We start from the raw sequence: 23976 nt of genomic DNA, 5'->3' as shown, positions 1-23976 counted from the left end.
GAAAATATATGATTTAGGCTTTGATTTCAGTGCTTTGAGCAGCTTTTTGATCTCGCTTATTCCAGGCCTTTTCATGGAAAAAGAATGCAAATGCTTGTACGGTCGGTTCAAGTAAGCTTAATGTCACAGCCATCCAAAAATTACCTGTTACTGCATAAGCAACTAACATCGCTACAGTGATGTGCATAATGTAATAACTTAAGGTTTTTTTGAAAATACGTTGATTGTTTTGTAAGAAATTCTGGATACCCGCCATGAGATCACCACTTATTTAATTCGTTATTTGAATAATAATCATTATCAATTGTAATGTAAAAAGGTTTTTTTGATTAATGTTGATTGGATAAAGCGATATTTTATTTTTTAAGTATTGCATAGCGATTGTTGCTATTTCATTTATCCAATTTTTTTAAAAAATAAACTTGCTTATTATGCAGTTAAGACCATAACTTTGTTGTCTAAGTTATATCTTTATATTGTTGACTAATCTAAGTGCTTTAATATTATTGGAAATATCTAATTTAGCTTAATAACAGATAAGTTGGATAATTTATGGTGTGATTACGAGGTTATTTATTTTGATCAAATAGATTCCAAAAAGTTTTTGAATTAATAAAAATGATAAATTAGATTTATGTGAAAACGTGGTTATAATTGAGTGAATGATAGAATTACCCAGTCCAGTGGAGCGAATCGACATGGCAGGCGAAAACCAAAAAGCTAAAACAGAATCTGCAAAAACATTGTATGACAAATTATGGGATGACCATCTAGTAAAACAACGAGATGATGGCTCCGCATTACTTTATATTGACCGTCATTTATTACATGAAGTGACTTCTCCTCAGGCATTCGAAGGCTTACAACTTGCAGGTCGTCAACCTTGGCGTTTAAGCGCTAACGTCGCAACACCTGACCATAATGTTCCGACATCGACCAAAGAGCGTTCTGAAGGGATTGCAGGAATTGAAGATGATACGTCTCGTATTCAAGTACAAACTTTAGATGACAATTGTAAAACCTTTAATGTTGTTCAATTTGATATTAATGATATTCGTCAAGGTATTGCTCATGTGGTTGGTCCTGAACAGGGTTTAACTTTGCCAGGTATGACTGTTGTTTGTGGCGACTCACATACGGCAACACATGGTGCTTTCGGTTGCTTAGCGCATGGTATAGGTACTTCTGAAGTTGAACATGTATTGGCAACCCAATGCTTAGTTCAGAAAAAAATGAAGAATATGTTGGTTCGCGTTGACGGTGTATTGGGTCAGGGCGTGACCTCTAAAGATGTTGTATTGGCAATCATTGGTAAAATTGGTACAGCGGGTGGCACAGGTCATGCGATTGAATTCGGTGGTCAAGTGTTCCGTGATATGTCGATTGAAGGTCGTATGACTGTGTGCAATATGGCAATCGAAGGTGGTGCACGTGTAGGTATGGTCGCTGTCGATGATAAGACGATTGAATATGTCAAAGATCGTCCTTATGCACCAAAAGATGAACAGTGGGATACAGCAGTTGAATACTGGAATACTTTACATTCGGATGAAAGTGCGCATTTCGATACTGTTGTGGTATTACAAGGTGAAGAAATTGAGCCACAGGTTTCATGGGGAACCTCTCCTGAAATGGTGATTGCAGTTTCACAAGCTGTTCCAACTTTGGCACAGGCTAAAGATGAAGTGCAGCGTAATGACTGGATACGTGCGTATACTTATATGGGGTTAAATGAAGGTCAGGCTTTGGCTGATATTCAATTAGATCGTGTATTTATTGGGTCATGTACCAATTCACGTATTGAAGATATTCGTGCTGCGGCAGAAGTTGCCAAAGGCAAAAAAGTGGCTTCAAGTATTAAACAAGCAATGGTTGTTCCAGGTTCTGGTTTAGTTAAAGCGCAAGCGGAAGCAGAAGGCTTAGACAAAATTTTAATCGAAGCTGGTTTTGAATGGCGTGAACCAGGTTGTTCGATGTGTTTGGCAATGAATGCAGACAAATTACAACCAGGTGAGCATTGTGCATCGACCTCGAACCGTAATTTTGAAGGTCGTCAAGGCAATGGTGGTCGTACGCATTTGGTAAGCCCTGCAATGGCTGCTGCGGCTGCAATCGCAGGTCATTTTGTAGATGTACGTTCATTCTAATATTGGCTCAGGAGCAAAGACATGAAAGCTTATACCGTTGAACAAGGTATCGTTGCACCATTAGACCGTGCCAATGTAGATACAGATTTAATTATTCCAAAACAGTTTTTAAAGTCGATTAAACGTACAGGTTTTGGTGATAACTTATTTGATGAATTACGTTATTTAGACGAAGGCTATTTGGGACAGGATATTTCCAAGCGCCCGAAAAATCCTGATTTTGTATTGAACCAATCACGTTATCAAGCGGCTACCGTATTGATTTCACGGGCTAATTTTGGTTGCGGCTCTAGCCGTGAACATGCACCTTGGGCATTGGAAGAGTATGGTTTTCGTACTGTGATTGCACCAAGTTATGCCGATATTTTCTTTAATAATAGTTTTAAAAATGGCATGTTACCCGTCATTTTATCTGAACAAATTGTCGATCAATTATTTAATGAATGTGCTGCAACCGAAGGTTATCAGTTAACCATCGACTTAGAAGCGCAGGAAGTGCGTACACCAAGTGGTGAAGCATTTACATTTGAAGTCGATCCATTCCGTAAACACTGTTTATTGAATGGCTTAGATGATATTGGTTTAACTTTACAAGTTGCAGATGATATCCGTACTTACGAGGCAAAAACCAAGCAATCACGTCCGTGGGTTTTTGCTGAAATTAAAGGCTAATCGGTTCGAACATTTTAAATATAGCGTGAATGCCCAACTCTTGCTAACATACTGAATATAACAAAATGAATGTTTACTCAGTGGAGTGAGGTTGGGTTTGGACAATGACTAAGTTTTTAAGCTATGGCGTTATTATCGGTTTATCGAGCTTAGTTTTGAGTGCTTGCCAATCGACTCAAACAATTGATTTAATGCATATTAAACAATTTAATGAAAAGCATCACTTAAAAAATACAGTCAGTATTTATTGTTCAGGCGCAGAACATTGTGAATTTGCACGATTAAATGATTTAAGCATTGTTGATGAAAATGCACAGCGAGCAAATCGTAAAGCCATTAAAAAGGGTTATTTGAAATTAACAGGTGAACCTTTAGATCAAAATGGTACGTATTTGACGATTCCTCCTCAGCAATTCGAAATGGTGATTCGCTTTTATCCAATCACCAAGCAACATGCTGAAGTGTTTCATGTGATTCATCAATTCAAAGCAAATCAAAAATATACATTCAAAATGTATCGTCAAAGATCGCCAAGTTCAGGAAGTTTATTGAACGTTTCTGCACCTACTCCGTTATGTGTAGATATGCTTCAAGAAAAGCGTACTATTCGTCGTTTCTGCCGACCGCACAATGTGGTGACTGGTGTAAGCGAATTTGTAGAACAAAAAATTTAATCTAAAGTCAGCATGTGCTGAATATAAATGGAAATACAAATGTCTAAACAAATTTTGATCTTGGCAGGTGATGGCATTGGCCCTGAAATCGTTGCTGCTGCTGAAAAAGTACTGACACGTGTCAATGAAAAATTTAATTTAGGTTTTACTTGGGAACATGGTTTATTGGGCGGTTCAGCAATTGATGCCCATGGCGAACCGTATCCAGCTATTACTGCTGAGCAAGCAAAAAAGGCAGATGCTATTCTACTTGGCGCTGTTGGCGGCCCAAAATGGGATGCGATTGAACGCTCAATTCGTCCTGAACGTGGTTTATTAAAAATTCGTAGTGAATTGAATTTATTCGCGAATTTACGTCCTGCTATTCTTTACCCGCAACTGGCAGATGCTTCAAGTTTAAAACCTGAAATTGTTTCAGGATTGGATATTTTGATTGTTCGTGAATTGACTGGCGGTATCTACTTCGGTCAGCCGCGTGGTATTCGTGTACTTGAAAATGGTGAGAAGCAAGGTTTCAATACAGATGTTTATTCAGAATCTGAAATTAAACGTATTGCCAAAGTTGCTTTTGACATGGCGAGTTTACGTGGTGGAAAAGTTTGTTCAGTTGATAAAGCCAATGTACTTGAAGTGACAGAACTTTGGAAACAGACGGTTACTGCATTTAAAGAAGAAAATTATCCGGATATTAATCTTTCACATATGTATGTAGATAATGCTGCAATGCAGTTGGTACGTGCACCTAAACAGTTTGATGTGATTGTGACGGGTAACTTGTTTGGTGATATCCTTTCTGACGAAGCAGCGATGTTGACAGGTTCTATTGGTATGCTTCCATCGGCATCTTTGGATGAGAATGGTAAAGGGATGTATGAGCCTTGCCATGGTTCTGCACCTGACATTGCAGGTCAAAATATTGCGAATCCACTTGCAACGATTCTTTCTGTTGCAATGATGCTGCGTTATACCTTCCGTGAAGAAGCTGCGGCAAAAGCAATTGAAGATGCTGTAGGCAATGTTCTAGACCAAGGTTTACGTACTGGGGATATTATGTCTGAAGGTATGAATAAAGTGGGTACGGCTGAAATGGGTGATGCTGTCGTTACTGCTATTGCTTAATTAGATCTATAAAAAAAACGCAGCTAGATTAGGCTGCGTTTTTTTTATTGAAAATGGACTTATTCTAAAACATCAAAAATTAACATGCTCTACCTTTAAATTGATAGGATTGGGCAACTCCATTTTCAATTTTAAAAATAATATGACACGACATTAGGCTATTAAGTGAATCTGATGTCGTTGCAATTTGAGTTTGAAGCATTTTTCCTTTTTCACTTGGGGTAGAAATTCCAGTCGGAATTGCTGTGGCAAGTGTTCTTTGAAATGTATAGGTGAGACGGTTTTCTTCTAACATTGGCTGCTTTATAAACTTAATTCCAATATTTTGTAAATCGAGTTGTTGTTCAATCAGAGCAGGTGATTTCCCTATGTATGGATTTAATTGTTGTATGATTGGCTGATTTCTGACTCGAGTGCTTGTATCACAAGCAACTAGACAGTTCAGGCTGAGTATAAGCATTAAATATTTTAATGTTGTATTCATTTTTAGTTTAGAAAATTAAAATTTGATTCTATATCGTTTTTTTAATAAGGCAACAAAACAAATCACTCTCATATATCTGTTTAAAATAAAGACCGCATTTTTAACATGCTCTACCTGAGTATTGAATAGATTGTGCAATATCATCTTTCAGATTAAAGGTTACTTTACAGTTAAAGTTAATGTCATAACTTGGCGTAGATGTGGTGTCATAGCGAATGACAGGTACACCCATTGCATTTGCACCAATACTTGTATTGCTGCCTGCCATAGGGATATAAATCGGTCTTAGAATGGTGTAGCTCAGCTCTTGATCTGTAGAAATAACCTCTTTATTGGTCTGATATCCCAAGGCTTTGAAATCTAAATTATTTTGAATATCCGCACGACTTGAGCCAATAAATTTTTGTAGATATTGGTCTAAATTTTGTTCTCGATATTGCTGCGTTTGACAGCCGATGATAGGCACTATAAAGAAAAATGCGACTAGAACAGACAATCGTTGAGTCTTCATGATAAAACCTCCTTGGCATATATCTTGATTTATAGCGTAATACTTTTCACGTTTAATAAATATACCCATTGTGGAGTGTGAAAAGTGAAAATCAGATAAAAGGGAAAATATCATTCCGATTTGGATTAAGTCAGAGATTTAGAATGATGGTATTTGAACATATAATTTTGATATCTATTTTCGGAAAAATATAAGTTTTCGTAATCAGCAGTAATGTGCAACGTGAGAAAATTTTAGCTTAAAGTGCAGAACTTATTGTGTATGCAACAGAAAGTGATGTATTGAAGGATGGTAATAAAACTAAATTATGTGATATTGAAAATATGATTAACTAAAAATCAGCAAAGTTTACTTCACTATTCACAGTTGGTTTTGCGACAGAAAAGCAATGTGTAATAGCGTAGTTCTAGATATTGACTTGAAACACAAAAATAAATATGTAGCAAGACCATAAAAATAAGATGGATAAGCAAATTTTAATGTGTAAGGAAGACTGTTGCCAAACGATAGCAACGGATCGAGGAGCAATAAAAATAAAGCTTGGTGAATGAAAAAGCCACTGGTATGTGGCTTTTGCTTACACTAAAACTTAGCGTGCACGGTAAGTAATACGACCTTTACTTAAATCGTATGGAGTCATTTCGACTTTAACACTGTCGCCAGTTAAAATACGAATGTAATGTTTACGCATTTTACCAGAGATGTGAGCAATCACTTCGTGACCGTTTTCTAGACGCACACGGAACATAGTATTAGGAAGCGTTTCGGTGACAACGCCTTCGAACTCGATGAGTTCCTCTTTATTGGCCATAGCCTACCTGATGATCAAATTGGAAAGGGGCAAATTATAGGCAATTTTTTATAGAAAAACAAGATTATTCCGCTTTTGATGGTCGCGGATGACTTGAAAGTAAGCGAACATATTGTTAAACAATTTCTACAAAAAAGTGAGGATAAATATTGTCAGTTAAGTCAATCGTCTGTAATCTAATTCTCAAGTTTTAAGTATAAATCAATAACACACAAGGAAGGGTACTGCGTGAGTCAGCTAACTGATGCTTCGGTTGTTTTACGATTAGGCTATCAAGCGATCCGTCGTGCAGGATTGCCAACAGAAGAAATATTAACAAAAGCTGGTGTGGCATTGAATCAGGTCGATCAAAATGCACGTACTCCTCTCAATGCACAATACGCTTTTTGGCTTGCTGCAGAGGAAGTCAGTAATGATCCTGATATCGGTTTGCATCTAGGAGAGCATTTACCCCTGTATCGTGGGCAAGTGATTGAACATTTATTTATCTCAAGTGAAAATTTTGGTGAAGGTTTAAAACGTGCATTGGCTTATCAGCGTCTAATTAGCGATGCTTTTCATGCAAAACTGATCATTGATGATGAAGGGCGCTGCTTTTTAACCAATGGTGAACAGCCTTGGGGCAAGAGTATTGTCAATCGTCATTTTTCTGAATGTGCAATTTCAGGAATTTTACGCTTCTTTAAATTCATCACAGAAGGTCGTTTTGAGCCGATTTATATCGACTTTAACTTTTCGGATGGCGCTTCAGATGCAGAATATTTCCGTGTTTATGAGTGTCCCGTAAGTTTAGGACAAAAAGAAACCCGCTTGTATTTTGATCCTTCAATTCTAGATTATCCTTTATGGCAAGCTGAACCTGAATTATTACAATTGCATGAACAGCTCGCTATTGAAAAACTTCAAGAGTTGGCACGTTATGATTTAGTCGGTGAAGTTCGCCGTGCGATTGGTTCAACCTTAGAGAGTGGTGAAACCACGTTAGAAACGGTTGCTGCTCAGTTAAATATTACCTCACGTCGTTTGCGTACTCAGCTTTCTGAAGCCAATACCAGTTTTCAGCAAATTTTATCCGACTACCGTTGTCGTTTGGCGAAGAAATTATTGGCAAATACCAGTGAAAGTGTTGAACGTATTGTTTATCTGACAGGTTTTTCAGAACCAAGTACTTTCTACCGAGCGTTTAAACGCTGGACGAGTGAGACACCAGTAGAATATAGAAAACGTAAACAGCGTTGAGTTGTAGAATTTTAAGTATAAAAAAGCTTCACATCATCAGATCTGAAGCTTTTTTATTGGGTGGTGTTTTGCAAGACGAATAAATCCGTCATGATCAATATCATTGCCAAAGAAGACGAGATTTATAAAAGAGAATAAAATATAGAACAGATAAATAGCATGTGCGACATTCAATTAATTTATCCCTCAATGTCTGAGGGATATTTAAATTTTTATGATTAATCAGGCATATTTAGCCAATGGGGTCCTAAAGGCATTTTTGGCAATTCAAATTGTTCAGGATAATCTGCATGGATGAAATATAAGCCATCAGGCGGTGCTGTAATTCCTGCTGCTTTACGATCTTCAGCAGCAAAAATTTCATCAATATGATCAATCTCATACAAGCCTTGTCCAATTTCCAATAAACATCCCATGATGTTACGCACCATGTGATGTAAGAAGCCATCTGCTTGAATATCGAGGACGAGATAGTTGCCATGACGAATTAAGCGACAATGCTTGATATGTCGTACAGGTTGATTAGATTGGCAAGCGGCTGCACGGAAGCTTTCAAAGTTATGCGTACCTTCAAATTTGCTTGCTGCTGCAATCATTTTATCGACATCAAGTGGATAAAAAGCATGGGTAACTTGTTTATATAAAAGTGCAGGGCGGTTTGCAGACTGATAAACCACATAACGATAACGACGTGCTTTTGCTTTAAAGCGCGCGTGGAAGTCATTATCCATCTCTTTAATCCATTGGATGGCAATGTCTTTGGGTAATTGGCTATTTGAGCCCATCAGCCAACCACGTATTGGGCGAATCGCATTGGTATCAAAGTGTGCCACCATATTGGTTGCGTGTACGCCTGCATCGGTACGACCTGCACCATGTAAAATGATCGGTTCATCCGCAATTTTACTCAGTACTTTTTCTATGGTTTCCTGAATACTTCGGACACCAGCTTGCTGAGTTTGCCAACCTTTAAAACGAATGCCACAAAACTCAATACCAATTGCAAAGCGTTGCATATATACCTCTATTCAGGCTGATTTTCAAAATAATCATACCAATGGTCATGCCATTGTTCTGAGGTCGGGTATTGTAAATAAATTTTCAAAATTTTGGCATAAAGATCTGCTTGACTGAGCGCATCGCTGATTAAAATTTTCGCATCATTAATCCATTGGCTAATCGCATAACGTTGATCTATTCCGCCTAAAGGCACTTGAGTCGAGAGAATCACTTGGCAACCTTTAGATTGAAGTGCTTTAAATTGTTGGATAATAGCGTCATTGACCGCGAGATTGCCCACACCATACGCTTGGATAATAAGAAAATGTGGTGGGTGAGATAAGACCAGATCTAAATTAGTTGAGAGTTGATCTTGCACTATAGGTAACATCATCCAATTGATTAGATTAAGTTGTTTGGCTTTTTCAATATGTGAAAGTTGAACATTCATCACTGTTTTGTCTACCGTGATTTTTCGATCGGCGTTTAGACCACTAAAAGCATTTAATTCTGTGCTGTGTGCCTTTAAAGCACTTCGAGCATGAATTATTTGGTGGAAAAAAGCCAAATATACGCCTACAGGTAGATCTAACACGGCATGTAATGCTGTATTTAAATTATCAATGGCATCGGTGAATTCTCGAGTATTATCCCCTTGGACATTCAATAACGGATATTGGCTACCCGTAATCACCACATGACACGATTCAGCTAAAAATCTGGACAATGTCGCTGCTGCGTAACTCAGAGTATCTGTGCCATGAATAACCACAAAGTGTTGGAAATTTTGCAGTTGTAGACTTTGTATTTGTTGTATCAGTTTAAGCCAGTCCTGTGCAGTACAAGCACTACTGTCTTTGATTGATGGTGCTTTAAAGCATTCTATTTTAAATTGTGGAGGCAATACGTGTTTAAGTTGTGGGATAAATTCAGTTTCAGTCATTGGTGCTAATGGCTCACCAATACAGCCAAAAGTTCCGCCCATATAAATCAATGCAATTTTTTTGTTCATAATAAAAAAGCAGCCATGAATGACTGCTTTATCTTAAATCGAATGCTTCTAAGATGCTATTCGATTCAGTAAATTTTGAGATAGTTCTCGTTGATCAGTTGTGTATTGATCTACATTTTGACTTAAAAGCTCTCGTGCAGACGCATAAGCACCTAAATCGATATATTGTTGAGCCAGATCTAAATTCAATTGCGTTTCATTGATTTGAGCTAATTCTGGGAATGACTTCACCAATGGATCATTGGTATCAACAGCGCCAATCGTTTCCGTTGTTGGCTGAATTGGTGCTTCAAAATTAAGTGTAGGTGTCGCAGGCTCAATAATTTCGGCGGTTTGATCTAAATCAAAGCGAAAGGTCGGTTGTGAATCAGCTTCGCTTGGCGTTAATTTAAAATCTAAGTCGTTCGAAATTTTAGCTGTTGGTTCTGCGTTTGGAGAAACCAGTGGTTCTGCAAAATCAAGAGTAAATTCAGATGCAATTTCAACTATTTCAGTTTTTTCAATGACGGGTGGTGTTGCTTGATTTGGTGTGAAGCTAAACTCTAGTGGTGCAGCAGGCTCAGATTTTGCTTCTTCAGCAGGGACTCGCGTGGGTACTTCAAATGTTAAATCAGCGGCAACGGGTGCTGCTTGCTGTGTACTTGGCGTAAAGTTAAATTCTAAAGGTTGAATGGGTTCTTGTGGTACGTGCTTCGGTGTTTCAGATGGTGTAAATTCTAGTGCATCAGCTTGAATTGGATCTGCTCGTTTTGTTTGAGTAGCAGCGTCTGCCGTACCAATTAATGCATCAAATGCTGCATTGTTTTTATTGACTTCAGGCACAGCTGGCTGAGCAGATTCAAATGCAATCGACTCAACTGGATTTGCGACTTGGGCTGTTTTTTGCTTATCTTCAGCTTGAGTAACAATTTCATCTAAGCCTAATGAGCGAATATGATTGATCAGCTGATTAACAGCGAAGTCATCTTTTTGTACGAAATGAATATCTAATAAGTAGAGATATAGTTCATGTTGTGCATTGTCTTGATTTAAAGCTTGGTTGATTTTTGCTTCTGCTGAAAAATAATTTTTTTCTGCAATGAGCTTTTCAATACTTTTCTTTAAGTCTGCGCTTAATGGTTTAGTGGCTTGCTTAACAATAACTTCATCTTCAACGACATTACTTTGTAGTCTTTGTGATGTGCGAGCTGTACGCGCTACATTTTTTTTCGTTGACTTTTTATTCTTGCTTGTCTTTGCACTAGAACTGGCTTGTTCTTTATTTGCATCTTCACGTTTTTTTAAAACGACGGCAACGACCAATAATAAAATAAATGGAATCACGTACAACAACATATTATTTCCCCTTCATTGAGCACAATGAATTAATATCCTTGATATATCTTAACTATTTGGCTTCTTTACATTTTGTTGCTGTAATTGCTGTTGCAACTGAGCAAGTCGAGCATTTAATAATTGAATTCGCTGATTCTTTTGTTGTAAAGCCGTTGCAAGTTGGTTCACACTCTTCTGTAATTTAACCGTTTTTTCTCGAGATGTCATAACTTTTGTAGATAATTCAGTAGTCGTCTGATTCACTTGCGTATTTTTCTTAGCTGAACCTTGTGCTGAGCTTTGCTCATTGTCTGTAATTAAACTCATCTCAGCCTGATCTAAGCGATATTTTTCTGAACCAGACTGCTTTTTCGTACTGATCTGTGTATTCGGTGTTTGGTATTTGGTGATAGGTTTAGGTTTATATGTTGTTGCAAGGTTTAAAGCTGCACCACGACGAATACGATTCACATCACCTTGGATAAATGCACTGGCATTATTTTCTTTAATTTGCTGCATAACAACAGGAATACTTTGATTAGTATCTGCCGCAATTCTAGATGCAATTCGCCATAGAGATTCGTTGGCTTGAACAATATGCTTTTGACCTTTATCTGTAGATTGGTTGTTTGCACGCTTTTCAGATTGAACAGGTTTTTTGGCTACAGCATTCGATTTTGCAGTTTGTGTTTTACTTTCTGTTGTTTGAGGCTTTTCTTTCTCTGGTTCAGGGGCTTTTAGCTGAGTTTGTTCAGTTTTTACTTGAGCCTGTTCAGGTTCTATTTGTTTAACTTTGACTTGAACTTGTTCCGCCGTCATAGGTACTTTTTCAATCGCAACAGTTCCTGTTGTATTTACTTCAGTTTTTAGTGTCGGTGGCGCAACAACACTAATCGTTAATGGGCGTTGCTGATCGGATTCAATTATAGGTTTATTTATTATGGTTTTGGGAGCAGTCGTTGTTGTTGACGACGTATTGACCTGATAGTGCATACTTGTCGGTAGGTTGAGTGCAATATCTTTTTCACTCACAATAATTTGTGGTGTGAGTCGTTTTTCATTCGCTGTAGTATTCAGTACAGGTGCAGATGCATTCGATTTATTACGTGTTAACGGCGTTTTAATTTGTTGAATGTGAGTGGCATTGCCTTCTTTTACTTTTAATAAAATATTCAATTCAGAATCAATAATAGGGCGTGAAGAGGTAATAACGATCACACCTGTCCCGTCACCAGAACGGCGGGTATAAAAATTCAAATGCCCAGGTGGTTGGTTGGCAATGCCGACAGACATGATTTCATCAGCATTTGCCAATCCTGCTTCAATTTTTGCATTTGGATCGGCATTATGAAACTTCATCTCGGCATAAAGTAAATCCCCAGGCCCAGATTGAACTTGAATTGGATCAATTGTAATCGCACTAATGGTTTGCGAAGACATGATTGTTAAAATGGCGATTTTTAATTTGTTATATACAGTCATCTCTATCCATTGCTGTGACGAAGTACAAGGCTGTGTAATTATACAATAACTCGCTGTAGTCTAAATGTAAATTTTTAACATAGTAGTTACATAAATATAGTTACATAAAAAAGCCGATCTAGATAGATCGGCTTTTTCAATGTTTAGTATTTTTTTGTGACGTTAAGCATCCTTATAGTCAATTAGGATACGTAACATACGACGTAAAGGTTCAGCAGCACCCCAAAGTAGTTGGTCACCTACCGTGAATGCACCTAAATATTCTTTACCCATATTCATTTTACGTAAACGACCGACTGGAACAATTAACGTACCTGTTACAGCAACAGGTGTTAAATCAGTCATCGATGCTTCACGAGTGTTTGGAACGACTTTTGCCCATTGGCTAGACTGACGAATCATATCTTCAATTTCGTCAAGTGGAATGTCTTTCTTAAGCTTTAAAGTGATGGCTTGAGAATGACAACGCATTGCGCCAATACGAACACAATGACCATCGATCGGTACAATTTGTTGATTGCCTAAGATCTTGTTGGTTTCAACTTGACCTTTCCATTCTTCTTTCGACTGACCATTTTCAAGCTGTTTGTCGATATATGGAATTAGAGAACCTGCCAATGGCACACCAAAGTTTGCAGAAGGGAAGCCTTCACCACGTTGTAATGCCGCAATTTTAGAATCAATATCTAAAATTGGCGATTTAGGATCGTCTAATAAATCTTTGGTATTGTTATATAAATAGCCCATACCTGAGATCAATTCACGCATGTTTTGTGCACCAGCACCTGATGCGGCTTGATACGTCATCGAGGTTGCCCATTCCACATGATTGTTTTGGAATAAAGCACCTAAACCCATTAACATTAATGAAACAGTACAGTTACCGCCCACGAATGTTTTCGTGCCTTTCACTAAACCGTCTTTGATGACATTCATATTCACTGGATCAAGTACGATGATCGCCTCATCATCCATACGCAATGTAGATGCAGCATCAATCCAATAACCATTCCAACCTTCAGCTTTAAGCTTAGGGAAGACTTCGGTCGTATAATCACCACCTTGGCAGGTAATAATGACATCCATTTGCTTCAGACTCTTAATGTCTGTTGCATCCATAAGTGCTGGAGCAGTTTTACCACCAAAAGCAGGGGCTTGACCACCTGCATTACTGGTAGAGAAATAGAATGGCTCAAAATGAGCAAAATCATTCTCTTCAACCATACGTTGCATTAGGACAGAACCAACCATCCCGCGCCAACCAACCAGACCTACTTTCATGCCACTTTGCCTCGGTGAGTTAAAAAATCAAAAGGGGTTTGAGTGTATCAAAAGAGTGTGTAACTGCAAGAGCATACACAATGAAAACACAATTATATTGTGCAATATATCTTGTTTATGTTACATGCAAAACTGATATAAATTTATGAATAGATAAAAAATTAAGAATATAAGAGTTACAGAATATGATCTTGATCGAAGTGCTTGCTGCTATTGTGATTTGGCTAAGTTTCTGGTCGCTTATCCCACGGGATGAGTGGTGGTTTCGTGGTGCAGATTTTCCAAGATTACAAATTTTAGCTGTTGGATTTATTACTTTTGTATTGCTGTTGTTTTGGACTGCGCCGTGGGATTGGATACGTGGCGTGATTTTACTACTGCTTATTGCTGCTTTGGCTTTTCAGCTAAAAATGGTTTTGCCTTATACTTTCGTTTGGAAGAAACAAGTTAAACAGGTGACTAAAGATCAACTCAATCTAGATCAACAAATTTCAGTCATTGTTTCAAATGTTTTAACACCGAATAACAAATATCATTTGCTGATTGAACAAATTGAAAAGCATCATCCCGATATTGTGCTCACACTTGAAACTGATCAGACATGGCAGAATCAACTCTCTAGTATTGAGAAGAATTATCCTTATCGTATTCCTGTGCCACTAGATAATCTATACGGTATGCACTTGTATAGTAAGCTTAAATTACAAGATGTAGAGGTTAAATTTATTCTAAGTGATGAAATTCCTTCTATTCATTGTTCTGTTATTTTACGTTCTGGGCAGCCTGTACAATTATATTGCTTACATCCAAAACCGCCGAGTCCAACAGAAGCTAAAGATTCAACTTTACGCGATGCAGAATTATTAATGGTCGGAGATCAAATTAAAGATTTAGATGAAAGTTGCATTGTTATGGGCGATTTAAATGATGTGGCTTGGTCACGTACAACACGCTTATTTCAACGCATTAGTGGTTTGTTAGATCCACGTGTTGGTCGTCAATATGTCAATACGTTTCATGCAGATTATAAGTTTTTAAGATGGTCACTGGATCATTTATTTCATAGTACGGATTTTGCATTGGTTCATATGCAACGGTTGCCGCATATTGGTTCTGACCACTTCCCAATATATGTTGTTTTACAAACAGGGCGTATTTTTGAACAGGTTCAAGATGAGTTGGAACAATCGGATGCGGACGAGCAAGAAGCACAACAGGCAATTCAAGAAGGAATTGAAAAAGCAGAACGTGAAGAAAAAATGGTGACCGATGAAATCGCTCAAGATTATAAAATGAATTGAAAATATGATTTTAAATTGTTAGACAAAAATAGCTGTAATTGATCGTTATTTGTAAGAAATTGCTTACACGGATTTAGTCCTCAAGCGGATAGTATCAAATGAGGTTTAGCCTTAATCTTCACTTATCGGTAGACGGAACGGGAAAGGAAAAGTCCCACTATGGAAGACAAAGCCGATGGATAGTCATCATGGATTTGATGTTGGAATGGATAACCAATAAAATAAGAATAAGATTTGAAAGCACAACCTCATGAACCCGAGTTTTGCAGGATGCAGGACTCGGGTTATGCTTTATTTATGGTATATAATTTATAATATACAAGATTGAAAATAAAAAAAGAGTGACTATGTTTCTAACCAAAATTCAAGAATTTGCTTCAAGTCTTAAACATTTTACCGGCTTAAGCTTAAGTAGCGATGCTTTATTTATCTATGCTGGTTTAATCATCTATTTTATTGCTGCTGCAATACATAAAAGACAACTTAAATCAAATCTTGCGATCATTGCCACCGTCGTATTTGCCTTTGCAATTGAAATCTTTAATGCACGTGCAGATATTTTTGGCAGAGGATACTGGCGTATCTGGGAAAGTATTCATAGCATTGTGAATATGATTTTTTGGCCTTATGTGATTTGGGCGATGGCTCGTTTTCGGGTATGGAAAGGTTAATGATTTTTAGTGATTTAGATGAAAAATGTAATGCTATGTTCGAATTGATAAAAATATGTCAACTTGAAGAGTAAAGAAGGATTGAATGAAAAAAATAATCATGTTGTTCGGTTTGAGTTTAATTTTAGCAAGTTGTAAAGAGACCATATTTGAGACTGAGAAAGAACAACAGGCAGAACAAAATTTAAATGATGCTGAAATAAATATGATTTGGGAGCGTTTGGATCATCGAATTTATCGTTGTGAAAAACCATGTCCGCGTCAAGATTTAACAGAAATTAGTTTCTCGAAAGCTCACAGTTATTACATAATTTTTACGCCTGATGTAACAGGATTTATTGAAGCATTTTATAAAACACAGGATGGCATGAAAATAGATATTAATTGGGATGATGGATCTGGTGGGTTTAAAAATGAAGATCTAGACTTAATGCTGTTAGATGAATATCAGCTTAAAATTAGAGATAAGCATCATAATATTAATCAATATCAATTTTTGACATTTGATGATGAATGAATGACTTATGTGGCCTAAATAGTTAATAAAGAGAAGTTAAAGTATACTTTAACTTCAATGATTTAATTTTGATTCCTATTGTAAAGTTAATGCTTAATAGATTTTCTCATAACCTTCAGGACGTGTTTTAAAACGGCGATGGAACCACATATATTGTGTTGGTGCGATTCTTATTTGATTTTCAATGATTTTATTGACTCGAATGGCATCATTCAATTCATCGTCGCTGGGTAATAGATCAACGACAGGCTCGATGAGCACATGATATTTTGGATCTTTAATATCACCATCGCGATAAAAATACAGTGGAATTGCAACAGCTTTCGACATTTTTAATAAACGTCTATGTGCTGTAACTGTCGCAGCAGGCGTACCAAAAAATGGTGCCATCACACCTTGTTTTAAACCAAAATCTTGATCTGGACTATACCAAATTGCATCGCCTTCTTTTAAATGGCGAATCAATCCACGCATATTATCATGATCTATTTGAGCTTTATAAATCGTTGCACGACCACGATAAATCAGCATGTCTAATAGTGGATTGTTTTGTGGGCGGTAGACCACATCTAGTTTTAGAAATTGACCACACAAATATCCACCTGCATCGAGCAGAGTACTATGCGTTCCAAGTAAAAGAATCCCTTTACCTTGCTGCTGAGCTTGCGTGATGTGTTCTAAACCATCAATCGTCATACGGTTTTTAAACCATTGCGGCGAATACCATGCATTTAAAGTTTCAAATACACCAATCATTTGATCCACAAAAACCTGTTTCGATTTTTCCAAAACTTGTTTATGAGACCATTCTGGAAAACATACTTCTAAGTTTCGAATAGTCGTTTCACGGCGTGATTTAAGCTTATTAAATGCAGCATTAGCCAACAGTGCCGCTAAACGATGTTGGATTGCCCAAGGTAAGATCGCAAGAAGCATGAAAAGTATAATTGCTATCCAAACGCCCCAGTATTTAGGCAGTAAGAATGACCAATAAAATTTTCCAGGTTCGTATTGATGCTTTTTGCTCATAGCAATTTTGTAAATTTGGGGTAAGTTTAAACTGAAAGAAGTGTAGCATGAACCCGTTTAAAGAAGAAAATACAGTCTTTGACGTTTCAAAAATATCAATCAAAAAGGACACATACTTTAAAAATCGTCAAATCGTATCTATCTGAGCATGGAATACATCAATTTGAATATTAAAATTAGTATTGGCCGTTTAGATTTTTATCTTTTCAATGTTCTGAGCATCATTGAATTGTAGTGTAAATATTTAAGCTTAATAATTTAGAAGATAAGGATATTTTTGTGAAAACCCTGCGTTTGATTCAAAGCGATATCACCATTCAAAAAGTAGATGCTATTGTGAATGCTGCCAATACATCCTTACTTGGCGGTGGTGGCGTCGATGGTGTAATTCATCGTAAAGGTGGTTCGGCAATCCTTGAAGATTGTCAGAAAATTCGAGCTAAACAAGGTGGTTGTGCGATTGGTGAGGCTGTTATTACCACCGCAGGATTATTGCCAAGCAGCTATGTAATTCATACAGTAGGCCCCACATGGCAAGATGGACAGCATGGAGAAAAGGATTTACTGAGCCAAGCTTATTTAAGTAGTTTGAAACTCGCAGAAAAATATCAATTAAAAACCATCGCTTTCCCCAATATTTCAACTGGGGTTTATCATTTTCCAAAATTAGACGCAGCGTTTATTGCGATTGAAACAGTGGTTGATTTTTTAAAACATACGGTACATTTAGAAGAAATCAATTTCGTGTGCTTTGATTTGGAAAATTTTAAAATTTATCGACAATATCTTGCTGCGATTGATCAAAAACAATTCCAAGTTTTGGGTATATAATTGAAATTACGCATTCATTCATCATTCTAGATTAGCCGACCATGAGAGATACTTACTTAGACAGTTGCAAAGCAACCCTGATATTTCTCGTGGTTTTGGGGCATTTTCTAGAACGTATGATCGGTTGGAAAGACCCAATAGATCATGCTTTATTGGGCAGTATTTATTTTGTGCATATGCCCGCATTTATCTTTATTTCAGGGATGTTGTATAAAGATAAAAATTGGTTCAAAAATATTCTATTTTTTATCGCGATTTATCTTCCTTTTCAAATTTTATTTGCTGCTTTTGATGCGGTCTGGACAGGGAAATTTCAAATCAATTGGAACTTATTTGCAAGACCTTATTGGGTTTTATGGTATTTACTGGGGATGATAGTGTGGACATTACTCACACATTTCCTCATTAAAACAAAATTTGCCGTTATTATTTCACTTGTTTTGGCATTGTGTATAGGTTTAAGTCCTTGGAATAATTATCAATATTCAATTGGACGGATTTTTACTTTCTTCCCATTTTTTGTCATAGGCGTTGTTTATGGCAAAGTAATCATGCAAAAAGTTCAGCAGTTTAAATTTGCCGAATTACTCGGAATATTCATCTTCATGGGTATTGCGAGTTTTGTCTATATTTCACAATTAAACCCATTTTGGCTCTATGGTAGTTTGAGTTATCAACAACTCAAAGTGAGTGCATGGAATGGAATGTGGATGAGAATGGTTTATCTATTTATTTCTAGCTTCGGTATTTTTGCTATTTTTGCACTGGTCAAATTGTTTAATTCATATTTCATTCAATTGGGTAAAAATACTTTGCCTGTATATTTGCTACATGGTTTTGTGGTGATGTCGATTGCACGTTATTGGCGCTTGGATTTTAATATTTTTGTAGAAATATTGATTTGTATTATTTTATCAGCTGCCACTTGTTGGGTCTTGCAGCAATCCTGTTTTGATACTTTACTGAGAAAAATGTCGTTGTGGTTGATGAAGCCTGTAGAAAAATTAGGCTTAAAGTAAGCCAATGATTTGAGTTCTGAAGATTTTCTATGAATAATTTTTAAAGATGATTCTGAAAAATAATGTTAAAAAATAATATTCAATAAAAATTTAAAAGCTACATCGCAGATGTAGCTTTTAAGCATGAGGATAAGAATTTCATAAAGCGGTATTTCGACAGTCAAAGTTTAATAAGATCAAAATTTTATAAGATCATTATTTCGCTGTTGGTGTTTTATCCTCTACTTTTTTAGCTGTTGTTTTTTGTGCAGGAGCATGAGATTTTTGCATGTGGCTGCTTTTGTGCTGTTTCTGAACTTGATGTGTTTGTACTTTTTGGGTGGAGTGTTGAGCTGGTGTTGCAGCCATTGCTGAACCTGCGAAAATTGCTGTAGTGAATGCTGCGATTAATAATGATGTAACTTTTTTCATGATCGTATTCTCATTGAATTATTCGAGATCTGAGCTAGATTCGATAATGTTATATTGAATGATTTATGTGGAAATATCATGGAGCTGATGTAGTATTAAATAGTTGGAATGAAAAGAAAAATTGTAAAATTTTAGCGCTATGGTAATTTTAATGATTTTTTAAAGTTAGTTTAAGTTTCGTTTGAATAATACAGCTCGATTTTATTTGTTGTTACAAGCTTAATGATGGCTTAATTTTATCGTACAGATTGAGTGGATTGTGATCATATATTTTCAAAACCTGTAAAAAACTCCGCACTATGGCGGAGTTTTTACGATCAGAATCAGAAAAGCATTAACCTTTCGTCATTTCTTCCAATTGTTCCCAACGCTCTAATTTTTCAAGTAGCAGCTCATCAATCTCGGTTAAACGTGCAGAAAGCTTCATCGCTTGGGCATTATCCGAAACAAATAGAGTGCCATCAGCAAGTTTTGCATTAATGTCCGCTTGTTCTTTTTCAAGAGCTTCCATTTCCGCAGGTAATTGCTCTAAAGCACGTTGGTCTTTATAGCTAAGTTTGACTTTTTTGGGTGCAGCAGCGGCAGCACTTGCTTCCGCTTTTGCCAATGCTTTTTTCATATCATTTTTTTGGTCTACTGCAGTTTGGTCAGGGCGTTGTTCTAAATAATCCTGATAACCACCAATGTATTCATCAATGTGACCTTTACCGTCAAATACCCATGTCGATGTCACGACATTGTCCATAAATGCACGGTCATGCGAGATCAGCAATAATGTACCTTTATAGCCACTCAACATTTCTTCGAGTAATTCTAAAGTCACCATATCCAAGTCATTGGTTGGCTCATCCATGACAATTAAGTTCGATGGTTTGAGTAGTAGTTTTGCCAAAAGAATACGGTTACGTTCACCACCAGAAAGTGCTTTTACAGGTGTGCGGGCACGTTCAGGAGAGAATAAAAAGTCTTGTAAATAGCTGTAAATATGGCGACGACCACCATTTACTTCAACAAAGTCAGAACCTTCTGAAACGTTTGCTAGAACAGTTTTTTCTAGGTCTAAAGCATTACGAAGCTGGTCAAAATAAGCAACTTCAAGCTGTGTACCTGTTTTAACAGTACCGCCATGTTCAAGCTCGCCTAGAATTGCTTTGACCAATGTTGTTTTGCCAACACCGTTGTCGCCAACTAAACCAATACGATCGCCACGTAAAACCAAAGCAGAGAAATCATTGATAATCGGTGCATTATCACCAAAGGCAACACTTAGATGTTCAATATCAAACACCAATTTACCCGAGCGGTTAGCATCTTGCGTTGCCATGTTCACTTTGCCTTGCTGTGAACGACGTGCTTTAGATTCTTCACGTAAGTCTTTCAGTGCGCGAACACGACCTTCATTACGTGTACGACGGGCTTTAATACCCTGACGAATCCAGACTTCTTCTTCTGCTAAGCGTTTGTCGAATAAAGCATTTTGCTTTTCTTCGGCTTCCATTTGCATTGCTTTTAATTCTAGGTAACGTGAATAGTTACCTTCATAGCTACGCAAAGTTCCACGATCTAATTCAACAATTCGGGTCGCAATACTGTCTACAAATGAACGGTCATGCGAAATGAACAGTAACGTTAAATTATTCTGATCAAGTAAGAATTTTTCTAACCATTCAATACTTTCAACGTCCAAATGGTTCGTTGGTTCGTCTAGAAGTAAAACGTCTGGCTGCGTCAATAAAGCACGAGCAAGTAACACACGACGTTTACGACCACCTGATAAATCGGCTAAATCGGCTTCAGGGTCTAGACCCATTTTGCTTAGAATAGAATTGACCTTAGTTTCTAAAGCCCAACCATCTAATAAATCAAGTTTGTGCTGTAGGTTACCCATACGGTCACAAGCTTCCATATCACCCAATACACAAGCATCGCTTGCTTCATGGTATTCTTTAAGCACTTGAGCAGCTTCACCTGCACCATCGGCAACGATGTCTGCAACTTTGCCAGAGTCCATCGGGACATCCTGTGCAAGCATGGAAATGGTGATACCATTTTGTAAGGCAACTTCACCACGATCTGGTAATAAACTTCCCTCTATCAGTTTGAGTAAAGTAGACTTACCTTCACCGTTACGACCAATCAAACAGACTCGCTCGCCACGTTCTAAATTGAAGTTTGCGCCGTCGAGCAGGGCGGGTCCACCAAACGCAAGTTGGACATCCCTTAAAGTAATATAGGCCATACAGTTTCCTAAACATCCCCAATGAGGACTTAAAATGACTAAACATAAAAATTTTGATGATCAGGCGCCATTGTCCGCACCCATAGAAGATTTGCAAGTCCGAATTGCATTTTTAGATGATTTAGTCGAACAATTAAATGACCAAGTTGCACAACAAAGCTTAGAACTAGCTGATTTACAAAAACAAATGCGAATATTGTATCAAAGAATGGAATCCTCTGATTTGTCAGAAGGTATTGCAGTATTTGACCCAATGAGCAACCGTCCACCGCATTATTAAGTTTTAGATTTTCTATAGTGGCTTTATTTTTATTGCAAATAGAGGTTTTTTGCTCGACAACAGGCTGCTATAAGCATGCGATGTAAAGAGCTAAAAGGATCTCGTTTGAGAATTTGAGGTGAATAAAATAGAAAACTATTTGACTATTTTATTTGACCTTTTGTTTAAAGCTCGTTGTAATGCTCCCTTTCTAAAATATGACCTAATTTTGACCATGCACAATAAAGTTGTTTTAATGGATCTTGAACAAAATATGCCTTCAGCACAAATGTTGAGAGATATTGTTGAGCATTATCCAACTTTATATATGTTTAATTGTACGGGGCAATTTCAATATTCACTTGAAGATTTAACTGAATTTTCTGATTGGGTGAGTAGCGGTCAAATCGTTATTTTAGAAACACCGAAAGCATCGCTAAAAGAATATGATTATGCTGTTGTCGTTGGGCAACTCATGGCACTGCTTGAGTCTGATACGCATGTTGAAGTGGTTTCGGCAATGCCAAACAGTGATTTATTAATTGAGTTGCTGCAAAGTTCAGATTTAGATTGTAGTTTGATAAAAATTCAATTAGATAGAGAGTCACAAGCCGACAATGTTGTTATTCCGAGACTAGAAACCATTCACGGAAAACCTTATTTACAGATGGTTAAGAAGTATTGTGATGCTTTGTGGGAAATGTCAGGTAAGCCAAATACGGTTGAAAAATTAAAAAATTCTATTGTTAATATTCTACAAATTGTTCCTGAAAATGCCCAACACATGGTTGGATTACTCATTAATTTAAAAATTGTTAAACGACTTAATGAACAAGTTTCATATCGTAAAAAAATCTTGAAAAAATGGACGGAACTAGAGTTGTGGCGCGCTGAAAGTGATTTAGATATTGCCAATGGCTCAAAAGTTCAGCCTCGCTTGAAGTTAGAAAAAATTGACCAAATTTTAGAAAAAATCCGTTTTGATTCAAAGCAAATTTCAAATGAAATAGAACAACAGGATTCAGTTGAAGCAGTACAACAGGTATTGTTTAAAAATTTCAATAAAATTGATCCCGTACAAATGCAAATGATTCATAAATTAAACCAATTAAAATCGGATAAACCGAAAGATATTTATGAATTACGTGATGTTTTGGAACAGTTATTTCCTAAGTCTGATATCCGATTACTACTGAAAGAATTAATTGAAAAAGGCTACATTTCTTGGAATGGACTTGAAGTGATCTATAGCCACGAAATGTATTTGAATTGAGTTAATTACGCTAGATAGGTCAAATTGTTTAATTTTTTTGTTTTGAATTTAACGACGGTAATGTGCTTTTATTTTATATAAAAAATATTTAATTCAATTGATTAGCACATTTTTAATCAATTTGGTTTAACCCTCGTGTAAATTAATTTATCTGACAAACTTGCGTTTTATATTCAGCTTATGCAACTCTAATATAGGATTAAAAAGGTGAACTATGGAACACACGGGTCTTTGGGTTGCGATCATCATCGTTGTTTTTGTATTAGGCTCAATTTTCGGCTTAAAAGTAAGTCCGAGAGAGAAAGCTTTGGGCTTAATGCGTGATAAAGCACGAAAAATGGGTTTACACCCACGTTTGGTGGCTGCACCAGAGTGGACAGGTATTCCAAAAGCAACAGAAAACCGTGCAAGTATGGTTGCTTATTATAGTGTCCTGAAACCAGAAGCACGTCTTCCGTTAATGCGAGCTCGTGTAGAAGATCAAAAACTTCAAGTCATTCAAGGTGACGAGAAATTTAAAGATTTTCCCATTGCATTAAAAGGGATTTATGCTATTGATATGCAGGCAAACTGTGTGGGCATGTATTGGGATGAAGAATCTGATCTCAGAGCGACACAGTTAGAAGATATGAAAGCATATTTACTTCATTTGGCTGAAATTTAACTTTTAATAATAGGATT

General features: G+C 36.9%; 25 protein-coding genes. 13 read left to right on the top strand and 12 right to left on the bottom strand.

Annotated elements, in window-relative coordinates; translation table 11 throughout:
- Positions 1 to 13 precede the first annotated feature (13 nt).
- Positions 14 to 256 carry a DUF2061 domain-containing protein gene (locus tag ACG94X_RS11675; protein WP_419383896.1) on the bottom strand — a complete coding sequence of 81 codons (243 nt, stop codon included), beginning with the start codon at positions 254 to 256 and terminating at the stop codon, positions 14 to 16.
- Between the two features lie 442 nt (positions 257 to 698).
- On the opposite strand from ACG94X_RS11675, the gene leuC reads away from it, so the two are divergent.
- The 4 genes from leuC to leuB all read left to right on the top strand — a co-directional run bounded on the left by leuC (position 699) and on the right by leuB (position 4612).
- Complete coding sequence (leuC, locus tag ACG94X_RS11670; protein WP_419383895.1) at positions 699 to 2147, top strand: 3-isopropylmalate dehydratase large subunit; 1449 nt, start codon at positions 699 to 701, stop codon at positions 2145 to 2147.
- A 21-nt stretch (positions 2148 to 2168) separates the two neighbouring features.
- Positions 2169 to 2819, top strand: a complete 651-nt coding sequence (leuD, locus tag ACG94X_RS11665; protein ID WP_419383894.1) for a 3-isopropylmalate dehydratase small subunit — start codon at positions 2169 to 2171, stop codon at positions 2817 to 2819.
- Between the two features lie 104 nt (positions 2820 to 2923).
- Entirely contained in the window at positions 2924 to 3493 is a 570-nt protein-coding gene (locus ACG94X_RS11660) for a hypothetical protein (protein WP_419383893.1), read from the top strand.
- A gap of 39 nt (positions 3494 to 3532) precedes the next feature.
- Positions 3533 to 4612 (top strand): 3-isopropylmalate dehydrogenase, encoded by a 1080-nt coding sequence (gene leuB / locus ACG94X_RS11655; protein ID WP_419383892.1) that lies wholly within the window; start codon positions 3533 to 3535, stop codon positions 4610 to 4612.
- A gap of 79 nt (positions 4613 to 4691) precedes the next feature.
- Here leuB and ACG94X_RS11650 read toward each other — a convergent pair whose 3' ends face one another.
- The 3 genes from ACG94X_RS11650 to infA form a co-directional block, all read right to left on the bottom strand.
- Positions 4692 to 5096 (bottom strand): hypothetical protein, encoded by a 405-nt coding sequence (locus ACG94X_RS11650; protein WP_419383891.1) that lies wholly within the window; start codon positions 5094 to 5096, stop codon positions 4692 to 4694.
- Between the two features lie 100 nt (positions 5097 to 5196).
- Positions 5197 to 5607, bottom strand: coding sequence for a hypothetical protein (locus tag ACG94X_RS11645; protein ID WP_419383890.1), 411 nt, complete (start codon positions 5605 to 5607; stop codon positions 5197 to 5199).
- A 589-nt stretch (positions 5608 to 6196) separates the two neighbouring features.
- Positions 6197 to 6418, bottom strand: a complete 222-nt coding sequence (infA, locus tag ACG94X_RS11640; RefSeq protein ID WP_004692529.1) for a translation initiation factor IF-1 — start codon at positions 6416 to 6418, stop codon at positions 6197 to 6199.
- A gap of 228 nt (positions 6419 to 6646) precedes the next feature.
- Between infA and ACG94X_RS11635 the strand changes: the two genes are divergently transcribed.
- A complete protein-coding gene (locus ACG94X_RS11635; RefSeq protein WP_419383889.1) occupies positions 6647 to 7657 on the top strand; it encodes an AraC family transcriptional regulator in 1011 nt (336 codons plus the stop codon).
- A 218-nt stretch (positions 7658 to 7875) separates the two neighbouring features.
- Here the strand turns inward: ACG94X_RS11635 and truA are convergent, their stop codons facing one another.
- The 5 genes from truA to asd all read right to left on the bottom strand — a co-directional run bounded on the left by truA (position 7876) and on the right by asd (position 13745).
- On the bottom strand, positions 7876 to 8673 hold the full coding sequence (gene truA, locus ACG94X_RS11630; RefSeq protein WP_419383888.1) for a tRNA pseudouridine(38-40) synthase TruA: 798 nt from the start codon (positions 8671 to 8673) through the stop codon (positions 7876 to 7878).
- Positions 8674 to 8681: 8 nt separating this feature from the next.
- Complete coding sequence (locus ACG94X_RS11625) at positions 8682 to 9668, bottom strand: asparaginase (protein ID WP_419383887.1); 987 nt, start codon at positions 9666 to 9668, stop codon at positions 8682 to 8684.
- Positions 9669 to 9716: 48 nt separating this feature from the next.
- Entirely contained in the window at positions 9717 to 11003 is a 1287-nt protein-coding gene (gene fimV / locus ACG94X_RS11620; protein ID WP_419383886.1) for a T4P machinery localization factor FimV, read from the bottom strand.
- Between the two features lie 48 nt (positions 11004 to 11051).
- A complete protein-coding gene (locus tag ACG94X_RS11615; protein ID WP_419383885.1) occupies positions 11052 to 12464 on the bottom strand; it encodes a type IV pilus assembly protein FimV in 1413 nt (470 codons plus the stop codon).
- Positions 12465 to 12626: 162 nt separating this feature from the next.
- On the bottom strand, positions 12627 to 13745 hold the full coding sequence (gene asd, locus ACG94X_RS11610; RefSeq protein ID WP_419383884.1) for an aspartate-semialdehyde dehydrogenase: 1119 nt from the start codon (positions 13743 to 13745) through the stop codon (positions 12627 to 12629).
- Between the two features lie 185 nt (positions 13746 to 13930).
- Between asd and ACG94X_RS11605 the strand changes: the two genes are divergently transcribed.
- The 3 genes from ACG94X_RS11605 (at position 13931) to ACG94X_RS11595 (ending at position 16234) form a co-directional block, all read left to right on the top strand.
- Positions 13931 to 15046 (top strand): endonuclease/exonuclease/phosphatase family protein, encoded by a 1116-nt coding sequence (locus ACG94X_RS11605; RefSeq protein ID WP_419383883.1) that lies wholly within the window; start codon positions 13931 to 13933, stop codon positions 15044 to 15046.
- A 347-nt stretch (positions 15047 to 15393) separates the two neighbouring features.
- Complete coding sequence (locus tag ACG94X_RS11600; protein WP_419383882.1) at positions 15394 to 15717, top strand: hypothetical protein; 324 nt, start codon at positions 15394 to 15396, stop codon at positions 15715 to 15717.
- 85 nt (positions 15718 to 15802) lie between these two features.
- Positions 15803 to 16234, top strand: coding sequence for a hypothetical protein (locus ACG94X_RS11595; RefSeq protein WP_419383881.1), 432 nt, complete (start codon positions 15803 to 15805; stop codon positions 16232 to 16234).
- Positions 16235 to 16327: 93 nt separating this feature from the next.
- On the opposite strand, the gene ACG94X_RS11590 is transcribed toward ACG94X_RS11595, so the two are convergent.
- Positions 16328 to 17263, bottom strand: coding sequence for an LpxL/LpxP family acyltransferase (locus ACG94X_RS11590; protein ID WP_419383880.1), 936 nt, complete (start codon positions 17261 to 17263; stop codon positions 16328 to 16330).
- Positions 17264 to 17542: 279 nt separating this feature from the next.
- Between ACG94X_RS11590 and ACG94X_RS11585 the strand changes: the two genes are divergently transcribed.
- On the top strand, positions 17543 to 18094 hold the full coding sequence (locus tag ACG94X_RS11585; RefSeq protein ID WP_419383879.1) for an O-acetyl-ADP-ribose deacetylase: 552 nt from the start codon (positions 17543 to 17545) through the stop codon (positions 18092 to 18094).
- A gap of 41 nt (positions 18095 to 18135) precedes the next feature.
- Complete coding sequence (locus tag ACG94X_RS11580; protein ID WP_419383878.1) at positions 18136 to 19113, top strand: acyltransferase family protein; 978 nt, start codon at positions 18136 to 18138, stop codon at positions 19111 to 19113.
- Between the two features lie 195 nt (positions 19114 to 19308).
- On the opposite strand, the gene ACG94X_RS11575 is transcribed toward ACG94X_RS11580, so the two are convergent.
- Together ACG94X_RS11575 and ACG94X_RS11570 are read right to left on the bottom strand one after the other, a co-directional pair.
- Complete coding sequence (locus tag ACG94X_RS11575; protein WP_419383877.1) at positions 19309 to 19524, bottom strand: hypothetical protein; 216 nt, start codon at positions 19522 to 19524, stop codon at positions 19309 to 19311.
- A 334-nt stretch (positions 19525 to 19858) separates the two neighbouring features.
- Entirely contained in the window at positions 19859 to 21763 is a 1905-nt protein-coding gene (locus ACG94X_RS11570) for an ATP-binding cassette domain-containing protein (RefSeq protein ID WP_419383876.1), read from the bottom strand.
- Between the two features lie 34 nt (positions 21764 to 21797).
- Here ACG94X_RS11570 and ACG94X_RS11565 point away from each other — a divergent pair, with 34 nt between their 5' ends.
- The 3 genes from ACG94X_RS11565 (at position 21798) to ACG94X_RS11555 (ending at position 23959) form a co-directional block, all read left to right on the top strand.
- On the top strand, positions 21798 to 22043 hold the full coding sequence (locus tag ACG94X_RS11565) for a SlyX family protein (protein WP_419383875.1): 246 nt from the start codon (positions 21798 to 21800) through the stop codon (positions 22041 to 22043).
- A gap of 214 nt (positions 22044 to 22257) precedes the next feature.
- Complete coding sequence (locus tag ACG94X_RS11560) at positions 22258 to 23295, top strand: coiled-coil domain-containing protein (RefSeq protein WP_419383903.1); 1038 nt, start codon at positions 22258 to 22260, stop codon at positions 23293 to 23295.
- Between the two features lie 214 nt (positions 23296 to 23509).
- Entirely contained in the window at positions 23510 to 23959 is a 450-nt protein-coding gene (locus ACG94X_RS11555; RefSeq protein WP_419383874.1) for an ammonium transporter, read from the top strand.
- Positions 23960 to 23976: the final 17 nt, after the last annotated feature.

It is taken from the genome of Acinetobacter psychrotolerans (assembly GCF_048552595.1).
Classification (GTDB): domain Bacteria; phylum Pseudomonadota; class Gammaproteobacteria; order Pseudomonadales; family Moraxellaceae; genus Acinetobacter.
The sequence above is the reverse complement of the archived record's forward strand: the minus strand, read 5'-3'. Positions and strand labels throughout refer to the sequence as shown.